The 22,168-nt window shown below is 68.0% G+C and carries 21 protein-coding genes and 1 tRNA gene; 19 read left to right on the forward strand and 3 right to left on the reverse strand.

Translation table 11 applies throughout. From position 1 onward, the window contains the following. Together ACZ4NT_RS10295 and ACZ4NT_RS10300 are read left to right on the forward strand one after the other, a co-directional pair. Complete coding sequence (locus ACZ4NT_RS10295) at nt 1-2,700, forward strand: site-specific DNA-methyltransferase (protein WP_467724645.1); 2,700 nt, start codon at nt 1-3, stop codon at nt 2,698-2,700. 882 nt (nt 2,701-3,582) lie between these two features. Beyond that, nucleotides 3,583-3,993: a carboxymuconolactone decarboxylase family protein gene (locus ACZ4NT_RS10300; protein WP_003975062.1), complete on the forward strand. Its 411-nt coding sequence runs from the start codon at nt 3,583-3,585 to the stop codon at nt 3,991-3,993. Nucleotides 3,994-4,870: 877 nt separating this feature from the next. Here the strand turns inward: ACZ4NT_RS10300 and ACZ4NT_RS10305 are convergent. Beyond that, on the reverse strand, nt 4,871-5,536 hold the full coding sequence (locus ACZ4NT_RS10305) for a YdcF family protein (RefSeq protein ID WP_467724646.1): 666 nt from the start codon (nt 5,534-5,536) through the stop codon (nt 4,871-4,873). A gap of 2 nt (nt 5,537-5,538) precedes the next feature. Then, nucleotides 5,539-6,327, reverse strand: coding sequence for a GntR family transcriptional regulator (locus tag ACZ4NT_RS10310; RefSeq protein WP_467724648.1), 789 nt, complete (start codon nt 6,325-6,327; stop codon nt 5,539-5,541). Nucleotides 6,328-6,488: 161 nt separating this feature from the next. On the opposite strand from ACZ4NT_RS10310, the gene ACZ4NT_RS10315 reads away from it, so the two are divergent. The 11 genes from ACZ4NT_RS10315 (at nt 6,489) to ACZ4NT_RS10365 (ending at nt 13,827) form a co-directional block, all read left to right on the forward strand. After that, complete coding sequence (locus ACZ4NT_RS10315) at nt 6,489-6,821, forward strand: SCO3933 family regulatory protein (protein WP_467724650.1); 333 nt, start codon at nt 6,489-6,491, stop codon at nt 6,819-6,821. Between the two features lie 2 nt (nt 6,822-6,823). Then, entirely contained in the window at nt 6,824-8,167 is a 1,344-nt protein-coding gene (locus ACZ4NT_RS10320) for an FtsK/SpoIIIE domain-containing protein (protein WP_467724651.1), read from the forward strand. An 85-nt stretch (nt 8,168-8,252) separates the two neighbouring features. Beyond that, nucleotides 8,253-8,426: a hypothetical protein gene (locus ACZ4NT_RS10325; RefSeq protein WP_467724653.1), complete on the forward strand. Its 174-nt coding sequence runs from the start codon at nt 8,253-8,255 to the stop codon at nt 8,424-8,426. 76 nt (nt 8,427-8,502) lie between these two features. Next, complete coding sequence (locus ACZ4NT_RS10330) at nt 8,503-9,150, forward strand: DUF2637 domain-containing protein (RefSeq protein ID WP_467724655.1); 648 nt, start codon at nt 8,503-8,505, stop codon at nt 9,148-9,150. A 20-nt stretch (nt 9,151-9,170) separates the two neighbouring features. Then, nucleotides 9,171-9,356: a mobile element transfer protein gene (locus tag ACZ4NT_RS10335; RefSeq protein ID WP_467724657.1), complete on the forward strand. Its 186-nt coding sequence runs from the start codon at nt 9,171-9,173 to the stop codon at nt 9,354-9,356. A gap of 13 nt (nt 9,357-9,369) precedes the next feature. Further along, entirely contained in the window at nt 9,370-9,648 is a 279-nt protein-coding gene (locus tag ACZ4NT_RS10340) for a hypothetical protein (RefSeq protein ID WP_467724658.1), read from the forward strand. Between the two features lie 280 nt (nt 9,649-9,928). Next, the gene (locus tag ACZ4NT_RS10345; protein WP_467724659.1) at nt 9,929-10,099 is read left to right on the forward strand and encodes a hypothetical protein; all 171 of its coding nucleotides are present in this window, start codon (nt 9,929-9,931) and stop codon (nt 10,097-10,099) included. Then, nucleotides 10,096-10,884: a deazapurine DNA modification protein DpdA family protein gene (locus ACZ4NT_RS10350; RefSeq protein ID WP_467724661.1), complete on the forward strand. Its 789-nt coding sequence runs from the start codon at nt 10,096-10,098 to the stop codon at nt 10,882-10,884. Before ACZ4NT_RS10345 ends, ACZ4NT_RS10350 begins: the two co-directional genes overlap by 4 nt. Then, a complete protein-coding gene (repSA, locus tag ACZ4NT_RS10355; RefSeq protein WP_467724663.1) occupies nt 10,881-12,275 on the forward strand; it encodes a replication initiator protein RepSA in 1,395 nt (464 codons plus the stop codon). Before ACZ4NT_RS10350 ends, repSA begins: the two co-directional genes overlap by 4 nt. Beyond that, nucleotides 12,272-12,457: a helix-turn-helix transcriptional regulator gene (locus ACZ4NT_RS10360; protein ID WP_467724664.1), complete on the forward strand. Its 186-nt coding sequence runs from the start codon at nt 12,272-12,274 to the stop codon at nt 12,455-12,457. The genes repSA and ACZ4NT_RS10360 overlap by 4 nt, the downstream gene beginning before the upstream one ends. After that, nucleotides 12,454-13,827 (forward strand): tyrosine-type recombinase/integrase, encoded by a 1,374-nt coding sequence (locus tag ACZ4NT_RS10365; RefSeq protein WP_467724665.1) that lies wholly within the window; start codon nt 12,454-12,456, stop codon nt 13,825-13,827. Before ACZ4NT_RS10360 ends, ACZ4NT_RS10365 begins: the two co-directional genes overlap by 4 nt. A 230-nt stretch (nt 13,828-14,057) precedes the next feature. Here the strand turns inward: ACZ4NT_RS10365 and ACZ4NT_RS10370 are convergent. Then, nucleotides 14,058-14,129 (reverse strand) — tRNA-Arg (locus ACZ4NT_RS10370). A 117-nt stretch (nt 14,130-14,246) separates the two neighbouring features. On the opposite strand from ACZ4NT_RS10370, the gene ACZ4NT_RS10375 reads away from it, so the two are divergent. From ACZ4NT_RS10375 to thrB, 6 genes are all read left to right on the forward strand, one after another. Beyond that, entirely contained in the window at nt 14,247-14,774 is a 528-nt protein-coding gene (locus ACZ4NT_RS10375) for a response regulator (RefSeq protein ID WP_467724667.1), read from the forward strand. 426 nt (nt 14,775-15,200) lie between these two features. Next, on the forward strand, nt 15,201-16,349 hold the full coding sequence (nrtL, locus tag ACZ4NT_RS10380; RefSeq protein ID WP_467724669.1) for an ArgS-related anticodon-binding protein NrtL: 1,149 nt from the start codon (nt 15,201-15,203) through the stop codon (nt 16,347-16,349). A 7-nt stretch (nt 16,350-16,356) separates the two neighbouring features. Beyond that, nucleotides 16,357-17,748, forward strand: a complete 1,392-nt coding sequence (gene lysA / locus ACZ4NT_RS10385; RefSeq protein WP_467724670.1) for a diaminopimelate decarboxylase — start codon at nt 16,357-16,359, stop codon at nt 17,746-17,748. 157 nt (nt 17,749-17,905) lie between these two features. Then, nucleotides 17,906-19,204, forward strand: a complete 1,299-nt coding sequence (locus tag ACZ4NT_RS10390; protein ID WP_121406443.1) for a homoserine dehydrogenase — start codon at nt 17,906-17,908, stop codon at nt 19,202-19,204. A gap of 6 nt (nt 19,205-19,210) precedes the next feature. After that, nucleotides 19,211-20,269 carry a threonine synthase gene (thrC, locus tag ACZ4NT_RS10395; RefSeq protein ID WP_121405982.1) on the forward strand — a complete coding sequence of 353 codons (1,059 nt, stop codon included), beginning with the start codon at nt 19,211-19,213 and terminating at the stop codon, nt 20,267-20,269. A gap of 594 nt (nt 20,270-20,863) precedes the next feature. Beyond that, nucleotides 20,864-21,793 (forward strand): homoserine kinase, encoded by a 930-nt coding sequence (gene thrB / locus ACZ4NT_RS10400; RefSeq protein WP_121405983.1) that lies wholly within the window; start codon nt 20,864-20,866, stop codon nt 21,791-21,793. The last annotated feature ends 375 nt before the right edge of the window (nt 21,794-22,168 follow it).

The raw sequence follows: 22,168 nt of genomic DNA on the forward strand, positions 1-22,168 counted from the left end.
ATGCAGACTGGCCCAACTCCGGTCGAGTCGATCACTCACGGCGACAAGCGGACCAACTTGCCCACTGCCGATGCTCAGGAATTCATCACGCCCGGTATCGAAGAGGCCCGCAAGATAGTCGTTGATCGCGACCCGAGTCTCGACCCGCAGTTGGTGTGGAAGGGAAAGTACGGAGACGAGTCCGCAGAGGCTATTACAGCAACTGCAGAGCTAGTTTCGGATGCACCGCCGATCTACATTCAGGAAAAGATCGATCCGCGAGTCCTGGTCGAGAATTTGCGGCGCACAGCGGCCCGGCCCGAGGATCGGCCGGAACTCACTCTCTTCGATACCTTTGACGGCCTGGATGAACTCGACTTGGTCGACTTCTATGGGCACCAGGCAAATTGGTCGAATCGGATGATACTTGGCGACTCCCTTCAAGTGATGGGCTCGTTGGCTGAGCGTGAGGAGCTCCGCGGCCAAGTCCAGATGATCTACATCGACCCGCCTTACGGCATCAAGTTCGGCTCTAATTGGCAGGCATCGGCCCGGAAGCGGGAGGTTAAGGACGGCAAGATTGAGGATGCTGCCCGTGAGGCTGAGCAGATCAAGGCTTTTCGGGATACGTGGGAGCTGGGTATCCACTCCTACCTGACGTACCTGCGGGACCGGCTCCTTGTGGGGCGTGAGCTGCTTACGGAGTCAGGCTCGTGCTTCGTGCAGATCGGCGACGAGAACGTGCACCTTGTGCGGTCGCTCATGGACGAGGTTTTTGGGTCGGAGAATTTTGTCAGTCAGATCTCCGTCCGGACAACCTCGAGCGCCACAGCGCAATATCTGCCGAGCACAAATGACTACATCCTCTGGTATGCGCGGGAGCACGAAAGGCTGAAGTACAGGCAACTGTATACCCTGAAGGCTAACGGTGCCGGAGCAGATCTATATCGCCAGCTGCGCCTCGCCGATGGGTCAGAACGTCGTGCGACTCAGGAAGAGCTCGCCGGCATCACGCCACTCCCCGAAGGGGCCCGACTGTTCCGGCCCGATAACGTGACCAGCCAGCGTCCGCCCGGAAGCTTTCCAGTCGTGGTTGACGGTCGAACCTTCACCCCGGGCAAGGGGTATTGGAAGACCTCTCCATCAGGCATGGCGAGGTTGGCGCTTGCCGGGAGATTGCGTCCTACGCGAGGCAACTCAATTCAGTATGTGCGCTATCTTGACGACTTCCCAGCCATGGCAGTCGCGAATACGTGGACGGATACCGGAACCGGGTCCTTCACGGAGGACAAGCTTTACGTTGTTCAAACGAACACGAAGGTGATTGAGCGCTGCATGCTCATGTGTAGCGACCCGGGCGACATGGTCCTCGACCCAACGTGCGGCAGCGGCACCACAGCGTACGTGGCTGAGCAGTGGGGACGTCGTTGGATCACGATTGACACATCCCGCGTGGCGCTTGCACTAGCGCGTCAGCGTCTGATGGGGGCAAAGTACCCCTTCTTCTTGTTGACCGACTCCGAGAAGGGTAGAGCGGCTGAGGGGAGAGCGAGCGGTACGGCTCTTCCGCCGGCCCGGGTCGCCAACGATATTCGACACGGGTTCGTTTACCAGCGAGTCCAACACGTCACGCTCAAGTCAATCGCCAATAACCCAGAGATCCGGGAGGGAATGACGAGAGGCGAAATTGACGACGTCATCAAGCGGCATGCGGACTTCGAGTTGCTCTATGACCGTCCGTACGAGGATAAGACCACGGTCCGGGTAGCGGGCCCGTTCACGGTCGAGTCCCTGAGCCCGCACCGCTCGCTTGCCTTTGCGGGCGGCCCAGATCCTGCCAACCGCGAGTCGATTAGCGAGATGGCTGGTTCGGAGCAACCGGACGGACCTAACTTTGAGCAATCGATTCTTGAAAACCTCGGCCGTGCAGGCGTCCAGAACGGGCGTCGTGGCGAGCGGATCGAGTTTTCCTCGATTGATTCCTACCCGGGTACGTTTATCCAGGCAGTCGCCACTTCGATGAGTCTGTCCGGTGAAGGTGAAGCGAGGATCGGAATTGCAATCGGTCCTCAATATGGCACTGTGAGTCAGCGTTTCGCTCGTGATGCCGTGAAGGAGGCGATCTCGGCTGGCGACATCGACTTGCTGTGCCTACTTGGTTTCGCTTTCGATGCTTCGACCGGAGAGGTCACGGAGGCTGACGGCGTGACTGTCGATACTTCAGTTGAGGGCTTCGCGCAGGTTGAGGTGGAACGGTCCTTCGGTAGGATCAAGTTGCTGATGGTCCGGATGAATGTCGACCTACTCATGGGGGAGGACTTGAAGAAGACCGGTGCCGGCAACCTGTTCACCGTCTTCGGAGAGCCAGATATCGACGTACGCGCCGAGGCTGGTGACGTTGTGGTCGAACTCAGAGGCGTTGACGTTTATGATCCGACTACCGGAGAGGTGCGCAGCAACGACACAGGTCAGATCGCGCTGTGGATGATCGACAGTAATTACAACGGCGATAGCTTCTTCGTACGGCACTGCTACTTCACCGGTGGTGGAGACCCGTACAAGCGGCTCAAGACCGCACTCAAGGCTGAAATCGCTGGTGATGCATGGGCGTCCCTATATTCCACGGTATCTCGCCCATTCGCCAAGCCGGAGACCGGTAAGATTGCCGTCAAGGTCATTAATGACTACGGGGACGAAGTAATGAAGGTCTTCGAGGTCTGAATAGGTAGATTACGCGAGGCCGTTCTCACACTGCGGTCCCCCTTCTCGTCCTACACCCCTGTTTGGCCGAAGGATGCTGAGGTCTCCTGGGCTGGCCGGGAAGCCTGTGAGGGGCGCCGATAGTCGATGCTGGTCGGCGTGGTTGCTGTACTCCGCTGCTGTACTGCAACGGCCACGCCTTCGGCCTGTCCTTTGCTTGCTCACGCCTGCGGCTTGCGGCGCCGGCGCTTCGCAGTCCTCGAAGACTTCGACGTGACGTCGTGGGCCCAGAGTGTGCCGACCGATGAGACCGGGGGCTTTCCAATCGGTACCCGGCGCTTTCGACGCCTGGCCTGACTCGGCGGTGTCGGATCGCGAGGCGGTTGGGGTTTTACGGCCTTCAGACACGAAAGGCACCACCACTTCCCTGCGATGCGGCTGGCGCCGTCTCCCTCACACCGATGCGTTTTGCGACCTCGATGACCTTGGCTGCACTGACACTTCATGCTGCCCCCTAACCCCTACGGCTGATAGCCACAACGGAGGCTCCCTTGTATCACCGGCTGGGCCCGCATGGAATGGGGTCGGTGGAGTCTCAATGGCTGAGTTAAGCCGACGGGCACCAGCCACCAGTGAGCACAGCGTCCGCGCTGGATGCAGGCGTTGAGGTCTGGCCTCATCCATATCAGGTCGATCATGGCGCCCCTGAACGTCGGCCAACTCATCTCCCGCCTTGACTAGCTGTCCGTCGAGGTTCGGCGGTGTCCGTTGCTGTCCAGCCTCGTTGGTGTCAGGTACTGGTGTCAGCGAAAAGGGGCGCTCTTGACAAATCCAACATAGTGGACTAATTCGAGCGTCGTGCCGGTCCAATGCCCTTGGGTCGGCAGCGCGCAGAATGGCGCCATGACGGAACACGACGCTGACTACACGCGCGCTCTGAACAACGCCGAAAAGATCCTTGGTTTCAGCCTGGCGCCGTATGTCGATCCTAGGCCGACGGAACCTGACAACGCCTACGACTTCACACGGATCGCGACCGAACACGCCTTCAATGACGCATGGACTCGCAGCGAGCATCTCGACCTCCGCACCCGCGCACTCATCTCGGTCACCATTACGGCGAGCCTGGGCATCCTCGAGCCGCTCCGGGGCCAGCTGCGTATCGCTCTGCACAATGGCGTGACCAAAGAGGAGATCGTCGAAGCCTTCATCCAGATGGCCGTCTACGCGGGTGTGGCTCGCGCGTTTGACAGCTACGCCGTGGCACGCGAGGTCTTTGCCGAGCACGCCGAAGCAGACTCGTCTGAGAACTGAAGCGGCGACGTCAGCCGCGTCCGCTGCACCACAACCCTCCCCGGCTCCCATCCCGTCCGCCGTCGACCCACACACCGTGGAGCGGGCGTGGTTCAGGGCGTCCAGGTGGAGCGCGCCACTGTACGAACGACCTGGACGCCCTGGGCCGCGTCTGCTCGGCTCTGCCTGGGTCGACGGTGGACGGGATGGGAGCACCCCGCGCACGCCACTACACGCCCGCGGCCGGGAACGGCGCCCCCTCCATCCCGGTGCCGGCCGATCCCCCGCCGGAGGCATCGTCTTGAACCCAACGGCTGACCTATGCGGTGCAGCCACGGCAGGGTTATCCCCTCTCAGGGCCGCGCCTGCCGTATGGTCGGTGGCCTGGTGCGGGATCAGCGGGCCGTACGAACGCCCGCGCATCTGGCAGGCGCTGGCCCGCATGCCGGTGTCACCGCGATCCGGCCTCTTGCAGTAACACAAGGTGTCTTTGACCTGCACCGCTGCTGGCTCACCCTCCGTCCCCGTGCCCGTGTTGGAATGTGGCCGCTGCGTGCGGCGACGGACGGGCGGCGACGTGCGGCCGGTGGCGAAGACAGGTGAGGCGGCCCTCGGGTCTTGATCCGACCTACAGGAAGTAGGCAACCGGGTGGAAAGGGGTGCGAGGTGGTCCCGGTAGCGGGCTCTTGGGTACGAGTTGCCGTTGGGGCTTTCGCCTCGTGAGGCCGGATCGTGGTGGCAGCGGCGTGAGGGCCTGGCGCGGCCATTGATGCGCTCGGGCAGTGGGTCGGCGGTCGGGTTGGCGATGATCAACGAGCGCTGAGGGTCGCCGGACCAGCGAGCGCAGCGAGCCTTGATGAGGTAGAGAAACCTGTAACAGCTCTCGCTCTTGCTCGGATCAAGCCGAAGGCGCGTCGGTGGCCATGAGTCGGCTCGTGAATCCGGCTCGGCACAGGCGCTCGTACGCATCAGCCACGTCGGCGGGGACCGGTTGACTGATCATGAAGCCCTGCTCCGGATAGATCATCAGGCGCTGAAGGGCACCGACCAGCATGTCGATCACTAGGCGGGCGTCGCCGATGGAGTCGACGTACTGGTCGAGCGTCATCGGAGTGGAAGCGCTGACGATATCGACTTCGGGCCAGAGCTTGCGTGCGGTGGCGTACGCCCGCCGCTCCTCGTACGGCTTGCTGATCATGAGCACCGAGGACACCTCGATGCCGGCCTCTTCCAAGAGCTCTCGCGAGAAGCGGATGTTCTCACCCGTGTTGCGAGCGCGAGGCTCCACGAGAACGGCCGTACTGGGGACACCGAGTTCCAATGCACGCTCGCGGTAGTGGACCGCTTCACCGCGGGGCATGCGTTCCCGTGTCGTGGGGCTGGTGGCACCGGTGAACAGGAGTAGGGGAGCCATGCCGCGCTTGTACAGGTCCACTGCCGTGTCGGCCACTCCCAGGTCGTGGCTGCCGAGCCCGATGGCAACCGAGCACGGCCGGGGTGAGTGACCCATCTGGTGGTAGTCCCATACGCGCCGGGCGTCTGCCCAATCCTGTGTCGCGATCACTGCTACCCCTCACTGCCCTTCGCTGAGTCGGGCACCTTGAAGTCGTACTCCCACGCGAAGCGTGATGCCGCGTGCACCCCGATGGCGAATTCCACGACGATGCCCGCGGTCGTAAAAGTCGTCCGATGCAACTCGACCACCGGTTCGCCCGGCGGCAGCTGGAGCTGCTTCACCTCATCCGGCGTGGCGGCACGGGCGAACAGTCGCTCCCTCATGTGATCGATCTCGTAACCCGCGTCGTACAGCACACGAAATCCGCCGCCTCGGCCGGCGGGCCCGGGCGTGGGATCCACCAGTCGCGTGCCTTCAACGTGCTCAGGCCGGTAGTAGCTGGTCAACGTGTGCGTCGGCTGATCGCCTTCCTTGACCAACCGTGCGCGGGCGTATACCTCGGCACCTTCCGGCAGGCCATGGGCAGCTGCTACCTCCGGGGGCGCTACGACGCGGCTGACCGTCTGGGTCTGCTCGTTCCGGCGGTATGCCCGTCCGGAAGCCACACGGTCCGCGATGAAAGCGACCTCGTCACCGTCCCGCCACTTGGCCTTGTCGTACCTGGCGATGCCGAGTCGCTTAAGAGGCACTCGCTCACGCACCACGGTTCCGTGACCGCGAGATGACGTCACTAGCCCTTCGGCCTCAAGCGCCTTGTAGGCCTGATGGACGGTGGACTTGCTGCCCTCGCCCGCTGCGACCAGCTCCCTGATCTGCGGGAGCTGCTGGCCGGGGGCGTACTCACCCCTCTTGATCTGTTCAGCCAGCTTGTCCGCCAGCTCCCGCCACTTGGGCGCCATTGCATGACTCCTTTCAACCCGTCTAGTCAAGCACAGTCCCAGGACTGTTGACAGTCCTGGGACTGCGTGCCAGAGTCGCACCAAGCCCACCGCAGTCCTAGGACAGCTGGAAGGAATGGCCTTCTTTGGGCTGCTCCAAAAGCTGCAAACAGGGAGTGCTCATGCCGTCATTCAAGATTGACCTTTCGACCGCCATTGTGTTCGTGGCGACCGCGCCGGAACCGAAGATGGCGAACAAGAAGACTGGTGAGCGGGCCATGGACCGGGACAACCCGAGCCTGGGGCTGTCCACGGTGGGCCTGCTGGTCTCGGACGAGGGGGAGGGCAACCTCTATCAGGTGACCGTCCCGGAGAACGGCTACCCGGAGAACCTCGTGCCGGGTACGCCCGTCAAGGTGCACGGCCTGAAGGCGCGGGACTGGGAGAACGAGTTCAACGGCCAGAAGCGGCACGGGATCTCGTTCCGCGCGGTCGCGATCACCCCGGCGGCCTGACCATGAACGACATCGCTACCTGGTTCGAACTGGGCGGCGCCGCTGCTGGTGCCGGTGGGCTCGGCTACGCGAAGTACAACGCTCCGCGGGTGTACTGGTCGCTGGTCGGCCTGCCGGTCACCTGGGGTCGGTTCACCTGGACCTATCGGTCCACGATGGACGTGTGCGGTCTGACGGTTCAGCCGTCCCGGTTACGTGCTTTCGTCGCCCGCAATGTGGTTCGCCGTGAGGTGCGGCCGGTGGCGCCCAAGGTCCGCCGAGTGCGGGGAACGTCCACGGGTCTGCGGGTCACGCTGCGCCTGCCCGCCGGCTTGGAGCCCGCCGATATCGCCGCGTCCTCCGAGCGTCTTCGCCACGCCTGGGGAGTCCGCTCGGTGATGGTGAGGGAGACCAAGCCCGGCTTCGTGGAGCTCCGGATGACGGGTTATGACGTCCTCAACCGGGTTCAGATGCCCCGTAAGGCCAAGCCTCACGGCCTGGTCGTCCCGGTAGCGATGCGCGAGGACGGCGGGGTGTTCGAGCGGAACTACCGCGAGGTCCCGCACGCGCTGACCCTCGGCGCGAACCAGTCCGGCAAGTCCATGTATCAGCGCAACCTGATCAAAGAGCTGGCACAGCTCCCGGTCGGCCTGGTCGGTATCGACTGCAAGCGCGGTGTCGAGCACGGCCGCTACGCGCCCCGCCTGTCGGCGTTGGCCACTGATCTCGTCTCAGCCGGCCGCCTGATCGACGCCCTGGTCACGGAGATGGAAGAGCGCTTCGACCTGCTCTCCCTCTACGGCGTCTCGGACCTGTGGGAGTTGCCTGAGCACGTTCGTCCGGTGCCTTTGGTGGTGCTGATCGATGAGGTGGCGGAGCTGTTCTTCGTGATCTCCAAGAAGGATGAGGCGGAGCGGGACCGGGTGGTCATGCAGCTCGTGCGGCTGGGGCAGATGGCTCGTGCGATCGGCATCTATCTGGAGGTGTGCGGGCAGCGCTTCGGCTCCGACCAGGGCAAGGGTGCAACCGCGTTGCGGGCCCAGCTCACGGGCCGTGTGGTGCACCGCGTCAACGACAAGGCCAGCGCGGACATGGGCCTGTCCGACATCTCTCCCGAGGCGGTTCTCGCGGCCACGATGATTCCGGCGAACCGTCCCGGTGTCGCGGTGGCCGGCGACACGTCCGGTGGTTGGTCCCGCATCCGCACCCCGGCCATCACGGCGGATGAGGCGGCGGCTGTGTGCCGTGAGTTCGCGCACCTGACTCCGGAGCTGCCGTTCCTGGCGCCGTTCCGCCCGGTCGCTCAGATCGTCCCGCCGATCCCCGCTGCGCCGCCGCTCGTGCGGCCCCGCCCGGTCACGGACTAGCACCCTCTCGCACCCTCGGTCGGCGTGACCGTCTCGCGCCAGGTCCCTACCCGGCCCATGCCGAAAACCGAAAGGGAGACCGCTCATGGCACGCAAGTCCGCCAAGCCGCAGACGGTGAAGTGCCCGGACTGCGACGGCAAGGGCGAGATCACCGAAACCGTGCGCGTCGGTGCCCGCAAGGGTCGCGCCACCGACCACCGGCAAGCCGCCGTGTGCCTCACGTGCTGGGGCTCTGGCGAAGCACCCGCCGACGACTGAACCCGCCAGGGCCGGGCGGCCGGACACGCTTCCCCGCCCCGCCCCGGCCTGATCCCCGCGAAGGAGGTGAAGATCCGTGTTCCGCTCGATCCGCCCCGATGCCGTTCTCGTTCAGGCCGTGATTGCCGGTGCGCTGTCCTTCGCCCACCTGCACGACCTTGCTGCCGCTGCCGGACAGGACGGCTGGAAAGCCTGGGCCTACCCGATCTCGGTAGACCTGCTGCTCGTCGCCGTGTGGCGCCGGCTACGCACCGAACGCTCCGCCCTGGCCTGGCTGTGGTTCCTCGTCGCGCTGGTCGCCTCGCTCGGCGCGAACATCGCCACCGCCGGGCTCCTGGACCTGGAGCACGTGCCGGACTGGCTGCGCATCCTGGTGGCCGGCTGGCCCGCGCTGGCCTTCCTCGGCGGCACGCTCCTCGCCCACACGCCCGCCCGTCCAGTGCCCGTCTCGGAGCCTGATCCCCGGCCGGTGCCCGTGCCGGGTCCTGTGGTCGAACGCTCCGAGGTGCCCGACTCGGTTCCCGAGATCCCCGAGCCTGCCCCGGTGCCCGCGCTGCCGAAAGCGAGCCTTCCGGCTGTTCCCCCGGCTCTGGTGGATCACGCCCGGAAGATCGCGGCCGAGCACCGCGCCCGCACCGGCACGGAGATCGACACCGCCACCCTGCGCGCCCGACTCGGCATCACGAATGACTTGGCCGGCGCGATCGTCGCCCAACTCGCCTGACAGACAAGGAGGTAGATCCCGTGCGCCCGAACCGCTTCTACGACGTGATCCGCATCGGCCCCGTCAAGGTCGGCACCTTCAACAACGGACGCGGCCAGACCAAGCACACGGCCGCGTGCACCGCCCCGAACTGCGGCTTCTCCACCGAGCACGGCGACCGCTCGGCCGCTGAACTCGCCGCCCGCACCCACCGCTGCGCGACCTGAGGAGGGCCGACCCGTGCAACTGCCTGACGAACAGTTCCGCGCCGGTCACATCCCCGCCGACCTCTACCGGCAGATCCCGCCCGGTACGGACCTGCGCAAGGTCGTGATCGTGCAGGAAGCCCCGCGCTCCTACAAAGGCCCGATCGTGCTCACCCTGCTGGTCACCGCCGGAACGGTGACGGTCCTGCTGGTGATCGCCTTCGTCGCCCACGTCGTCGCCGGCGCGGCCGTCGCGGTCCTGTCCGCCACCGGCGGACTCAGCTACACGCTCGGCCGCAGCAAACGTTCATGAAGCCCTCCGGGGCGGTCTCAACCGCCAAGTATCGCCCGCCCCGGACGGCCTGACCTCTTCCCGATCTTTCGACCCGAAAGGGCTCTCTCATCATGCCTCAGCACCCTCCGAACGTGCCCGTCTGCCGGGACTGCGACGGCTTCCCCGTTGTGGCCATCACCACCGGCCAGCGTCACCCGGACGACTCCCGCGAGACAGTTCCCGTCGCCTGCCCGACATGCAAGGGCACCGGCCACACCATCTCCGGCCTTGCCCTCACCCGAGCGGGGCGGTGATCGCCGTGGCTCTCCTCGACTGGCGCTCCCCGGAGCACTTCGACCACAGCGGCGACCAGCCGTGCGTGATCTGCACCAAGCCCACCCCGCTCCGCTCGGACAACGGCAAGCCCGTCCACAAGGTGTGCGCGGAGGAGTGGATCGACCGGCACCCGGTGAAGGGGGAGGACCAGTGAGGTTCTACCTGACAACCCACAAGCGTCACTGGGTCCGGCTCACGCAGGTGCCGCTGTTCTTGAAGTCCGAGCACTTCACCAGCGCCGTAAAACTGCACCCCGCGCTTGGCCGGTACGCGATCGATTCCGGCGGCTTCACGGAGCTCCAGCGCTACGGCCGCTGGACCCGCACCCCACGCCAGTACGTGCAGGACCTGCGGCGCATCTGGGAGCACGTAGGCCCCTACGACTGGGCTGCCCCGCAGGACTGGATGTGTGAGGACCTCATCGTCCACGGCGGGACGGCTGGCCCGCTCACTTTCGCTGGCACCCACCTCAGCGTGCGTGAACACCAGCGGCGCACGGTCGCGAACTTCCTCGAACTGCGCTCGCTTGCCCCTGACCTACGGATTGCCCCCGTCGTGCAGGGCAAGACCGTTGCCGACTACGAGCACTGCCTGACCCTCTACGACCGCGCTGGAGTCAACCTTGCCACCGAACCGGTCGTCGGCTTGGGCTCCGTCTGCCGCCGCCAGTCCACCCGCGAGGGCGCTGAAATCGTCACCGTCGTGGCTGCACACGGCCTCAACAACCTGCACGGCTTCGGCTTCAAGACCCTGGGTCTAAGCAAGGTCGGCCACCTGCTGGCCTCCTCTGACAGCGCGGCCTGGAGCTATCACGCCCGCCGCCGCCCGCCCCTGCCCGGCCACACCCACAAGAACTGTGCTAACTGCCTCGACTACGCCCTGGGCTGGCGCACCCGCGTCCTAGCCGGACTCCCCGCACAGACGGGAGCTCCCGCGTGACCGACACCGCCACCATGGCGGGCCTGGACACGGCCACCCTCGCCGACGTGCTGAGGGTGGCCGGCTCCGCCGACTTCGACCGCTGGCAGGAACAGATCCGCCGCACCGGAGGATGCTCCGACCCCATTCGCCTGACCGGTGGAACCAAGACCATCGACCCCACGACCCAGACCGTCCTGCACTACTACAACACCGATGAAGAGCCTGGCGGCATGCTCCGCATCGCGTGCGGTAACCGTCGTGCCTCGCGCTGCCCCTCGTGTGCCTGGACCTACGCCGGCGACACCTACCACTTGATCCGCGCCGGCCTCACTGGAGACCCCGATAAGGGCACGCCCTATACCATCCGCGACCACCCGCGCGTGTTCGCCACCCTCACCGCCCCGAGCTTCGGTCCCGTCCACAACCGGCCCGGCACCCGGCCCTGCCGCTGCGGTATCCGCCACGGTGAGGACGCACCGGAACTGGGCACCCCGCTCGACCCGGACCGCTACGACTACGCGGGCGCGGTGCTGTGGAACAACCACGCCTCCGACCTGTGGCGCTACTTCACGATCTACCTCCGTCGCGAGATCGCCAAGCGCGCCGGCCTCACGCAGAAAGATGCCCGGGAACAGTCCAGGCTGTCCTTCGGCAAGGTCGCCGAATATCAAAAGCGTGGCGCCGTGCACTTCCATGCCGTGATCCGCTTCGACGGACCCGAGGGACCCGACACCCCGCCGCCGGCCTGGGCGACGCTGGCCCTGCTCACGGACGCCATCCATGCCGCTGCTGCCCGCGTCGCCGTTGACGTACCTCCCGCCGGTGACGAGCCGGCCCGCACCCTGCGCTGGGGCACGCAACTCGACGTCCAGCCGATCGGCGCCTTCGGCCAGGGCGAAGAGATCACCGAACTTGCCGTGGCGTCCTACGTGGCCAAATACGCGACGAAAGCCGCTGAGACGACCGGCACCGTAGACCGCCGGATCGGCAACAAGGAAGCCCTCGTGCTCCTCGACGTGCCCGAGCATCCCCGCCGGCTGATCGAAGCCTGCCTCGACCTCCACGCCCTCTACCCGGACCGGAAGTTGCGGGAGTGGGCCCACATGCTCGGCTTCCGCGGCCACTTCTCCACAAAATCCCGCCGCTACTCCACCACCCTCAGCGCCCTCCGCCAGGTCCGCGCCGACTACCGCGCAGCCCTGCAACGCCAAGCCCTCGGCCTGCCCGACCCCGACGACAACCCCGAGGCGACCACCCTCGTGCTCGCGCACTGGACCTACGCCGGCCACGGCTACACCCCCGGCGAATCCTGGCTCGCCGCCAGCATCCGCCGCGACATCCAACTCAACCGCGAGACCGCACGCGAAGCCCTGCAAGACCAGCTAGTCGTGGAAGGAGCGCACCAATGAGGGACGAACTGATGACCGTTCCCGAGATCCTCAACGAGTTGGGGAGAGTCTCCCGGCGCACCTTCTACCGCTGGCGGGAACTAGGCCAAGCCCCGAAAGCGCTTAAGCTGCCCAACGGTGAACTGAGGATCTGGCGAAGCGACTTCACCGCGTGGTTGCGCGAGCGGGAGGAAGCCGCGTGAAGTCTCTCGACGTGAAGATCTGGGGAGTCCGCAAGCGCGCCTCGAAACGGCCTTCCTATAACGTCCGATGGTCCGTTGGCGGCTCAGTTTTCTCGGAGACCTTCCGGACCAAGGCGCTGGCGGATCACTACCGCACCAAGCTCATGCACGCCGCCCGGGAGGGCCAGGAATTCGACGACGGTACGGGCCTTCCGGACTCGATGACCGAGGCAAAAGCTGAGTTGACCTGGTACGACTTCGCCCGGAGGTACCTGGCGATGAAATGGCCGCATGCCGCGCCCAACACCCGCGACGGGATCAATGAATCGCTGACCGCGGTGACGATCGCGCTTCTCGACGATCGCCCGGGACGGCCGAGTGCCCCTCTGATCAGGGCCGCCCTACGGAACTGGGCGTTTGTCCTCCCCGCGCCGGCTGAGCGGGAGGTGCCTACGGAGGTCGCGAACACTCTGCATTGGATCGCCAAGGCGTCGCGGCCGTTGAATGACTTGGCCGATCCCGTGACGGCGCGTGAGGTGCTCGACTCGTTCAAGATTCGTCTTGATGGGAAATCTGCTGCGGCCGAGACAGTACGCCGCAAGCGGCGCACCTTCGTCAACGCCCTGCACTACGCAGTTGACCTCGGTGAATTCCGGGAGAATCCGCTCACCGCCGTGCGTTGGCAGAAACCCAAGGTGTCCAGCGAAGTGGATCCCCGCGTTGTGGTGAATCCCCAGCAGGCCGTCTCACTGCTCCACGCCGTGTCCTACGTCGGCGGCTATCGCAGGGCCCGGGGGCGCCGCCTGGTCGGACTCTTCGCCTGCATGTACTTCGCCGGCCTGCGGCCTGCCGAAGCGGTCGGTCTAGCCGAAGCTGACCTCACGCTGCCTGAGCAGAGCTGGGGGACTGCCCTCCTACACCGCACGCGTCCGAGCGTCGGCAAACAGTGGACGGATTCCGGCGACAGCCATGACGACCGCGGGCTAAAGAACCGACCGGCCGAGGACGTGCGTCGCGTCCCACTCCCGCCCCAGCTCGTCGCGATACTCCGCGAGCACCTCGACGCTTTCGGAATCGCCGCTGACGGCCGCCTCTTCTACAGCGAGGGCGGGGGAGTGGTCGCCTCCTCCACGTACTGGCGGGCCTGGCAGAAAGCCCGGACGCTGGCGCTTCCGCCGGCCGCGGTGGCCTCCCCTCTGGCACGGCGGCCGTACGACCTTCGCCACTCCGCTCTGTCGACGTGGCTCAACGCCGGAGTCGACCCCACCGAGGTCGCCGAACGGGCGGGCAACAGTGTTGAGGTCCTGCTCGGCCGCTACGCGAAGTGTCTGGACGGGCGTCAGGAGGTGGCCAACCGCCGTATCGAGGACCTGCTGAACGAGTACGTCTGAACGATGCGCGCGTCGCCTCCTACGCTGGGCCCCTGGACCTTTCCGGGGGCCTTCGTCGTTTGTGGGGACTGACCAGGGAAAACGCTCCAAGATCCTGTCCACGAATAGTCCACAGACGCCGACATAGGGCCGCTCAGGGCGGCATACGGCTGCGCAGGGCCGTAGAAACGCGAAGACCCCGGCCTCAGCGTTTCCGCTGGTGACGGGGTCTTTGGGCACCTCATGAGGGGTGCCCCCGGCAGGATTCGAACCTGCGCACACGGCTCCGGAGGCCGTTGCTCTATCCCCTGAGCTACGGGGGCGTGTCGGCCGCGGTGTGTGCGGCGACGGGTAGAACCCTACCAGCTCGGTAGGGGGTGCCATGAACAGGTTTCCGCGGGGAGTCGGGGCCCTGAACTGGGCGCGGCCACCCTCAGGGGGTGGAAGTCGGGAAAACCCGGACGCGGCGGTGGGCGCCGACCTACTCTCGAGTTGTGCCAGGCGCGTCCGGTCGGGTCCTTGTCGTGGACGACAACAAGGTCATCCGGCAGCTGATCAGGGTCAACCTCGAGCTGGAGGGCATCGAGGTCGTGACCGCTGCCGACGGTGCCGAATGCCTGGACGTCGTGCACCAAGTGCGCCCCGACGTCGTCACCCTCGACGTGGTCATGCCCCGCCTCGACGGGTTGCGGACAGCCGCCCGGCTCCGTGCCGATCCCCGGACCCGCAATCTGCCCCTCGCCATCGTCAGCGCCTGCACTCACCACGAGGTCGAGACCGGACTCGATGTCGGTGTCGACGCCTTCCTCGCCAAGCCCTTCGAGCCTGCCGAACTCGTTCGGGTCGTAAGGCAGTTGATGGACCGTGCGGTCGAGGCCGGCAGCCCCGTCGGCCCCCACTCCGCCCCCTTCGGCAGTGCCCAGGGCGGCACCGGCGACCCCGAGCGCGCCGGCCGCACCGGCACCTAGCCGTCGAGCCGTCCCTCCTATTCGTCGATCGTCAGCCGTAGCCCGTAGCCCGTAGCCCGTAGCCCCCCGCAGCCCGCAGCCCGCAGCCCGCAGCCCGTAGGGCTTCAGTCGGCTGGCGGTGGGGGACCTCAGCCGGGTGATTCACGGTTCCCGCCGTCAGCCGTCAGCCGTCAGCCGTCAGCCGTCAGCCGTCAGCTGTCCGTGGTCCGTCGACCGTCCGTCGTTGACGATCGCCGAGGGCCGCACACCGACAGCCCGGGACGGCCCGGTCCCCGGCCGCCACCACCTCGCCGGTTCAAGCCCCCGGCCCGGGCACCCCACCCCGGGCCCGCGCAACCGCCCCCTCCCACCCCACCCCGTCCACATCCCGGACCCTTCGGTAAACCGGCTCGCTTCCGTACCCCCCTCCTCCCCTACGCTTGTCCCGTGACCCCCGTCGAGCTCTCCCGTACCGTGCTGCGCGCGGTGCGTCGTGCTGTGGACGTGGGGGAGCTGAGGGTGGACGTGCCCGCGCGGGCGGTCGTGACCGTGCCCGGCCCCGGCGGATGCGGGGACTACGCCACCAACATCGCCTTGCAGCTGGCGCGCCCCGCCGGCCGGCCGCCCCGGCAGGTGGCCGAGATCCTGCGGGCCCACCTCACCCGTACCGACGGTGTCGCCGGCGTCGAGATCACCGGGCCGGGGTTCCTGAACATCCGCCTCGACCGGGCCGCCGACCCCGTCGCCGCCCTCGTACGGGAGATCCGGAGCGGTGAGTACGGCCACGGGGACGCCCTCGCCGGGCAGGTCCTGCGGTTCCGGATCCCGTACGACATCCGTGCGGAGGTCGTCGCCGACACCCTCGTCCGGATCGTCGCCACCCAGGGCGGCCGTGCCGAGGTACTGCACCGCGCGCCCGCCCCGGACGCTCCCCGCACCGGTGACGAAGCCCCCGCCGGCGACGTAGCCCGCCCCGCCAGCGAAGCCCCCACCAGCGACGCCCCCGCCGGCAACGGCGCCCGCCCCGGAGACAGCGCCTGCCCCGCCAGCGAAGCCCCCGCCAGCGACGCCCCCGTCGGTCCGATCCTGGTCGATCTCCGCCCCGTTCCCGCCCCCGAGGACCCCACCCCCCTCGGTGCCGACGCCGCGCGATGGGCGCTGCTTCATCCGGCCGGGCACGACCGGCCCCGGGTCAGCGCCGACCATCTCGTGCAGCACGCGGCCAATCCCCTCTTCCGTGTCCACTACGCCCACGCCCGCACCCGGGCGCTCACCCGCAACGCCGCCCGCCTGGGCTTTGCCGGTGATCCGGGTGACCCGCAGGCGGCGCACGCCACCGCCCCGCTCGTGCGCGCCCTCGCCGACCACCCCCCGGCTCTGCGCGCCGCCGCCGTCCAGTACGCGCCCGACCGGCTCGCCCGGCATCTCGTCGTCGTCGCCGACGCCGTTCTCGGTTGTCAGCACACCGTGCTGCCGCTGGGGGACGAGAAACCCTCGGCCGCCCACCGTGCCCGGCTCGCGCTCGCCGAAGCCGCCGGGTCGGTGCTGGCCGGCGGCCTGTCCCTGCTCGGCATCAGTGCCCCTGACTACCTGTGAGAGAAGAATGAGCCGTTCCGCACACCCCGCCGGGCCCCGTCACGCCGATGTGCTTCCCGAGGGCCACTACAGCGCCCCGCCGACCGACCTCAACGCGCTCGACCCCAAGGTGTGGGCGCAGACCGTGACGCGTACGACGGACGGTGCCCTCAGCGTCGGCGGTATCGACGTCAAGACGCTCGCCGAGGAGTTCGGCACGCCCGCCTACATCGTCGACGAGTCCGACTTCCGGGCGCGGGCGCGTGCCTGGCGGTCGGCCTTCGGGCACGACGCCGACGTCTTCTACGCCGGCAAGGCCTTCCTGTCGCGTGCCGTGGTCCGCTGGCTGCACGAGGAGGGGCTGAACCTCGACGTCTGCTCCGGCGGAGAGCTCGCCACCGCGCTGTCCGCCGGGATGCCCGCCGACCGGATCGCCTTCCACGGCAACAACAAGTCGGTCGGCGAGATCACCGCCGCCATCGAGAGCGGCGTCGGGCGCATCGTGCTCGACTCCTTCCAGGAGATCGTCCGGGTCGCGCACATCGCCGACAGCCTCGGCAAGCGGCAGCGGGTGCAGATCCGCGTGACCGTCGGCGTCGAGGCCCACACGCACGAGTTCATCGCCACGGCGCACGAGGACCAGAAGTTCGGGATCGCGCTCGCGGACGGGCAGGCCGCCGAGGCCGTACGGCGCGCGCTCACCCTCGACGGGCTCGAACTGGTCGGGATCCACTCGCACATCGGCTCGCAGATCTTCGACATGGCCGGCTTCGAGGTCGCCGCCCGCAGGGTGGTCGCCCTGCTGGCCGCCGTGCGGGACGAGCACGGGATCGAGTTGCCCGAGATCGACCTCGGCGGCGGCCTCGGCATCGCGTACACCAGCGACGACGACCCCCGCGAGCCGCACGAGATCGCCAAGGCGCTCGGCGAGATCGTCACGCGGGAGTGCGAGGCGGCCGGGCTGCGGACGCCGCGCATCTCGGTCGAGCCGGGCCGCGCCATCGCCGGGCCGACGGCCTTCACGCTGTACGAGGTCGGCACCATCAAGCCGCTGGAGGGCCTGCGGACGTACGTCTCCGTCGACGGGGGCATGTCCGACAACATCAGGACCGCGCTCTACGACGCGGAATACAGCGTCTCGCTCGTGTCGCGCACGAGTGACGCCGAGCCGATGCTCGTCCGCGTCGTGGGCAAGCACTGTGAGAGTGGCGACATCGTGGTCCGCGACGCGTTCCTGCCCGCCGACCTCGCGCCCGGTGATCTCATCGCGGTGCCGGCCACCGGCGCCTACTGCCGTTCGATGGCGAGCAACTACAACCACGCGCTGCGGCCGCCGGTCGTGGCGGTGCAGGACGGCGAGGCGCGGGTGATCGTCCGCCGGGAGACGGAGGAGGACCTGCTGCGTCTCGACGTCGGCTGACCCCTCCTGGGAGGCCCGCGGGCGGGCGCAAGATCTCCTGCGTCCGCCGCCCAGGAAAATGAAATAGACATCTCACGATCCGGACGACGGATAGAAACCCCCGTCCGGTGAGTGAGACTGGTCCCACCGTGACGGTATGAGGAAACGAGGTCGGATGATGCGTACGCGTCCGCTGAAGGTGGCGCTGCTGGGCTGTGGGGTTGTCGGCTCAGAGGTGGCGCGCATCATGACGACGCACGCGGACGACCTCACCGCGCGCATCGGCGCCCCCGTGGAGCTGGCCGGTGTCGCCGTGCGGCGGCCCTCCAAGGTGCGCGAGGGCATCGACCCGGCCCTGGTCACCACCGACGCCACCGCACTGGTCAAGCGCGGGGACATCGACGTCGTCGTCGAGGTCATCGGCGGCATCGAGCCGGCCCGCACGCTCATCACCACCGCCTTCGAGCACGGCGCGTCGGTCGTCTCGGCCAACAAGGCCCTGCTCGCCCAGGACGGCGCCGCCCTGCACGCCGCTGCCGAGCAGCACGGCCGGGACCTCTACTACGAGGCAGCCGTCGCGGGTGCCATCCCGCTGATCCGGCCGCTGCGCGAGTCGCTCGCCGGCGACAAGGTCAACCGGGTGCTCGGCATCGTCAACGGCACCACCAACTTCATCCTCGACAAGATGGACTCGACGGGAGCCGGCTACCAGGAGGCCCTCGACGAGGCCACCGCCCTGGGCTACGCCGAAGCGGACCCCACCGCCGACGTCGAGGGCTTCGACGCCGCCGCCAAGGCCGCGATCCTCGCCGGAATCGCCTTCCACACGCGCGTGCGCCTCGACGACGTGTACCGCGAGGGCATGACCGAGGTGACCGCCGCCGACTTCGCCTCGGCGCGGCGGATGGGCTGCACCATCAAACTGCTCGCCATCTGCGAGCGGGCGGCCGACGGCGGGTCCGTCACGGCGCGAGTGCACCCCGCGATGATCCCCCTGAGCCACCCGCTGGCCTCGGTGCGCGGCGCGTACAACGCCGTCTTCGTGGAGTCGGACGCCGCGGGCCAGCTGATGTTCTACGGGCCCGGAGCGGGCGGTGCGCCGACCGCGTCCGCCGTGCTCGGCGACCTCGTGGCGGTGTGCCGCAACAGGCTCGGCGGGGCGACCGGGCCCGGGGACTCCGCGTACACCCAGCTGCCGGTCTCGCCGATGGGCGAGGTCGTCACGCGCTACCACATCAGTCTCGACGTGGCGGACAAACCGGGCGTGCTCGCCCAGGTCGCGACCGTCTTCGCCGAGCACGGGGTCTCCATCGACACCGTGCGCCAGCAGGGCCGACAAGACGGAGGCGGCGATGCCTCTCTCGTCGTGGTCACCCACCGCGCGTCCGACGCGTCCCTGAACGGGACCGTCGAGGCGTTGCGCAGCCTCGACACCGTGCGGGGTGTCGCCAGCATCATGCGGGTTGAAGGAGAGTAACCAGCAATGACCCACCAGTGGCGCGGAATCATCGAGGAGTACCGGGACCGGCTGCCGGTTTCCGACAGCACTGAGGTCGTGACGCTCCGGGAGGGCGGTACGCCGCTCGTCCCGGCGCAGGTGCTCTCCGAGCGCACGGGCTGCGAGGTCCACCTCAAGGTGGAGGGCGCGAACCCGACGGGGTCCTTCAAGGACCGCGGCATGACCATGGCCATCACGCGGGCCAAGGAGGAGGGCGCGAAGGCGGTCATCTGCGCCTCCACCGGCAACACGTCGGCCTCGGCGGCCGCCTATGCCGTACGGGCCGGGATGGTCTCCGCCGTTCTCGTCCCGCAGGGCAAGATCGCGCTCGGCAAGATGGGCCAGGCCCTCGTGCACGGCGCCAAGATCCTCCAGGTCGACGGGAACTTCGACGACTGCCTGACGCTGGCCCGCTCGCTCTCGGACAACTACCCGGTGGCGCTGGTCAATTCGGTCAACCCGGTGCGTATCGAGGGTCAGAAGACCGCCGCGTTCGAGATCGTCGACATGCTCGGTGACGCGCCCGACATCCACGTCCTCCCGGTGGGCAACGCGGGCAACATCACGGCGTACTGGAAGGGCTATCGCGAGTACGCCGGTGACGGGATCGCCTCGCGGACTCCCCGCATGTGGGGTTTCCAGGCCTCCGGCTCCGCGCCCATCGTGCGCGGCGAGGTGGTCAAGGACCCGTCGACCATCGCCACCGCGATCCGTATCGGCAACCCGGCCTCGTGGCAGTTCGCGCTGGCCGCGCGGGACGAGTCGGGCGGCCTCATCGACGAGGTGACGGACCGTGAGATCCTGCGCGCCTACCGGCTGTTGGCCGCGCAGGAGGGCGTCTTCGTCGAGCCCGCCTCCGCCGCGTCCGTCGCCGGTCTGCTGAAGGCAGCCGAGCAGGGTCTGGTCGACCCGGGCCAGCGGATCGTCTGCACGGTGACCGGGAACGGGCTCAAGGACCCGGACTGGGCCGTCGCGGGTGCCCCGCAGCCGGTCACCGTTCCGGTGGACGCGGTCACGGCCGCCGAGCGGCTCGGCCTCGCGTAGGACGCGGGTCCGGCACTCCGGCCCCGATGTCCGGGCGGGCCGCCCCGTCCGGAGCGGATGTGCGGGACGACGGGGAGGGCCGGCGGAAGCCGACTCTCCCCCCGCCCCGGGAGGTGCTGCCACCGGTGCAGGTGAAGCGCCTCCCGCTCGTATGGCGCCGGCGCGGGCGGGACCCCTGCGGGTACACGGGGGATGCTCCCGGCCGGACGACCCACCCACGTCGGCGCCGATCGCCTCCGGGCTTTCCGATGGTCTCGGCGCCGGTCGCCTCCGGGTCTCCCACCGGCCTCGGCGCCGGTCGCGTCCGGGTACTCCCAACGGCCTCGGCGCCGGTCGCCTCCCGGTCTCCCACCGGCCTCGGAGGGCGGGATGCGGGGGCACCCGACTGCGGGTGCACGCAGGGCTCACGACACGCATCGTGCGCCTCCCGTGCGCCCTATGTCGCCACAGAACCTTCCTTCGATAGGCTGTACCGAACCCGCCCGCCGCATATGCCGCGGAGCCGCGCCGCGCCCGCGGCCCTGGGGTCCTGCGCACGTATCGCAGTTCATCGACATCTCGTACATCACGCAGCTCAAGGAGAGTCATCGAGCGATGGCCGGTCCAGCCTTCCGCGCCGCCGCCGTCCGGGTGCGCGTCCCCGCCACCAGTGCCAACCTCGGCCCGGGCTTCGACGCCCTCGGCCTGTCACTGGGGCTGTACGACGACGTGGTCGTCCGGGTGGCCGACTCCGGGCTGCACGTCGACATCGCGGGCGAGGGAAGCGAAACGCTTCCGCGCGACGAGAACCACCTGCTCGTACGCTCCCTGCGCACCGCCTTCGACCTGCTGGGCGGGCAGCCCCGCGGCCTTGAGATCGTCTGCGCCAACCGCATTCCGCACGGCCGCGGCCTCGGCTCCTCGTCGGCCGCCATCTGCGCGGGCATCGTCGCCGCGCGTGCCGTGACCATAGGCGGCGACACCCGGCTCGACGACACGGCGCTGCTCGAACTCGCCACCGAGATCGAGGGCCACCCCGACAACGTCGCGGCCTGTCTCCTCGGCGGCTTCACCCTGTCCTGGATGGAGAGCGGCGCCGCCCGGGCGATCAGGATGGATCCCGCCCCTTCCGTCGTTCCGGTGGTCTTCGTGCCCGGCAAGGCGGTCCTCACCGAGACCGCGCGCGGACTGCTGCCGCGCAGCGTGCCGCACGTCGACGCCGCCACCAACGCGGGCCGCGCCGCACTGCTCGTCGAGGCGCTGACCAGGCGCCCGGAGCTGCTGCTGCCCGCCACCGAGGACCGGCTGCACCAGGAGTACCGCGCCCCGGCCATGCCGGAGAGCGCCGCCCTGGTGGAGCGGCTGCGGGCCGACGGCGTGCCCGCGGTGATCTCCGGCGCGGGGCCCACGGTCCTGGCGCTGGCGGACGAGGCGAGCGCGGACAAGGTCGCCCATCTGGCGGGCGAGGGCTGGGCCGCGAACCGGCTGGACCTCGACGCACAGGGGGCGAGCGTGCTGCCGCTCGCACCCACCGGCGCCCATTAGGAGTCACGGTTGCCGGATTTCGAGAGGGGGAATGTTTGTTGGATCCGGTAGTGTTAACCTCAAGTCTGCACCCGACCCAGCCATGGCGAGGTGCTTCGTGTCCCCGTTCGGGACAACCATTCTTCCGGGAGCCTCCCAAGCCGCACCGTGTTTCGTACCTCGTACGAGGACACTGAGCGGTTTGCCGAGCACGCTCCGGAACCGGCGTGACCGAGCCGCCTGACACAGGCACCGAGTGCCACGGCTCCGGGAATCGTCATCACCAGATATCTCTTCCGCCGCTTTGGCGGACCACCGCCCCGGCACGGTCCACAGAGACAGGACCAAAGCCGGACAGCACAACCGGTCGCCGAGCCAGACAGGCCGACGTCCGCT

This window comes from Streptomyces sp. NPDC026417, assembly GCF_055567695.1.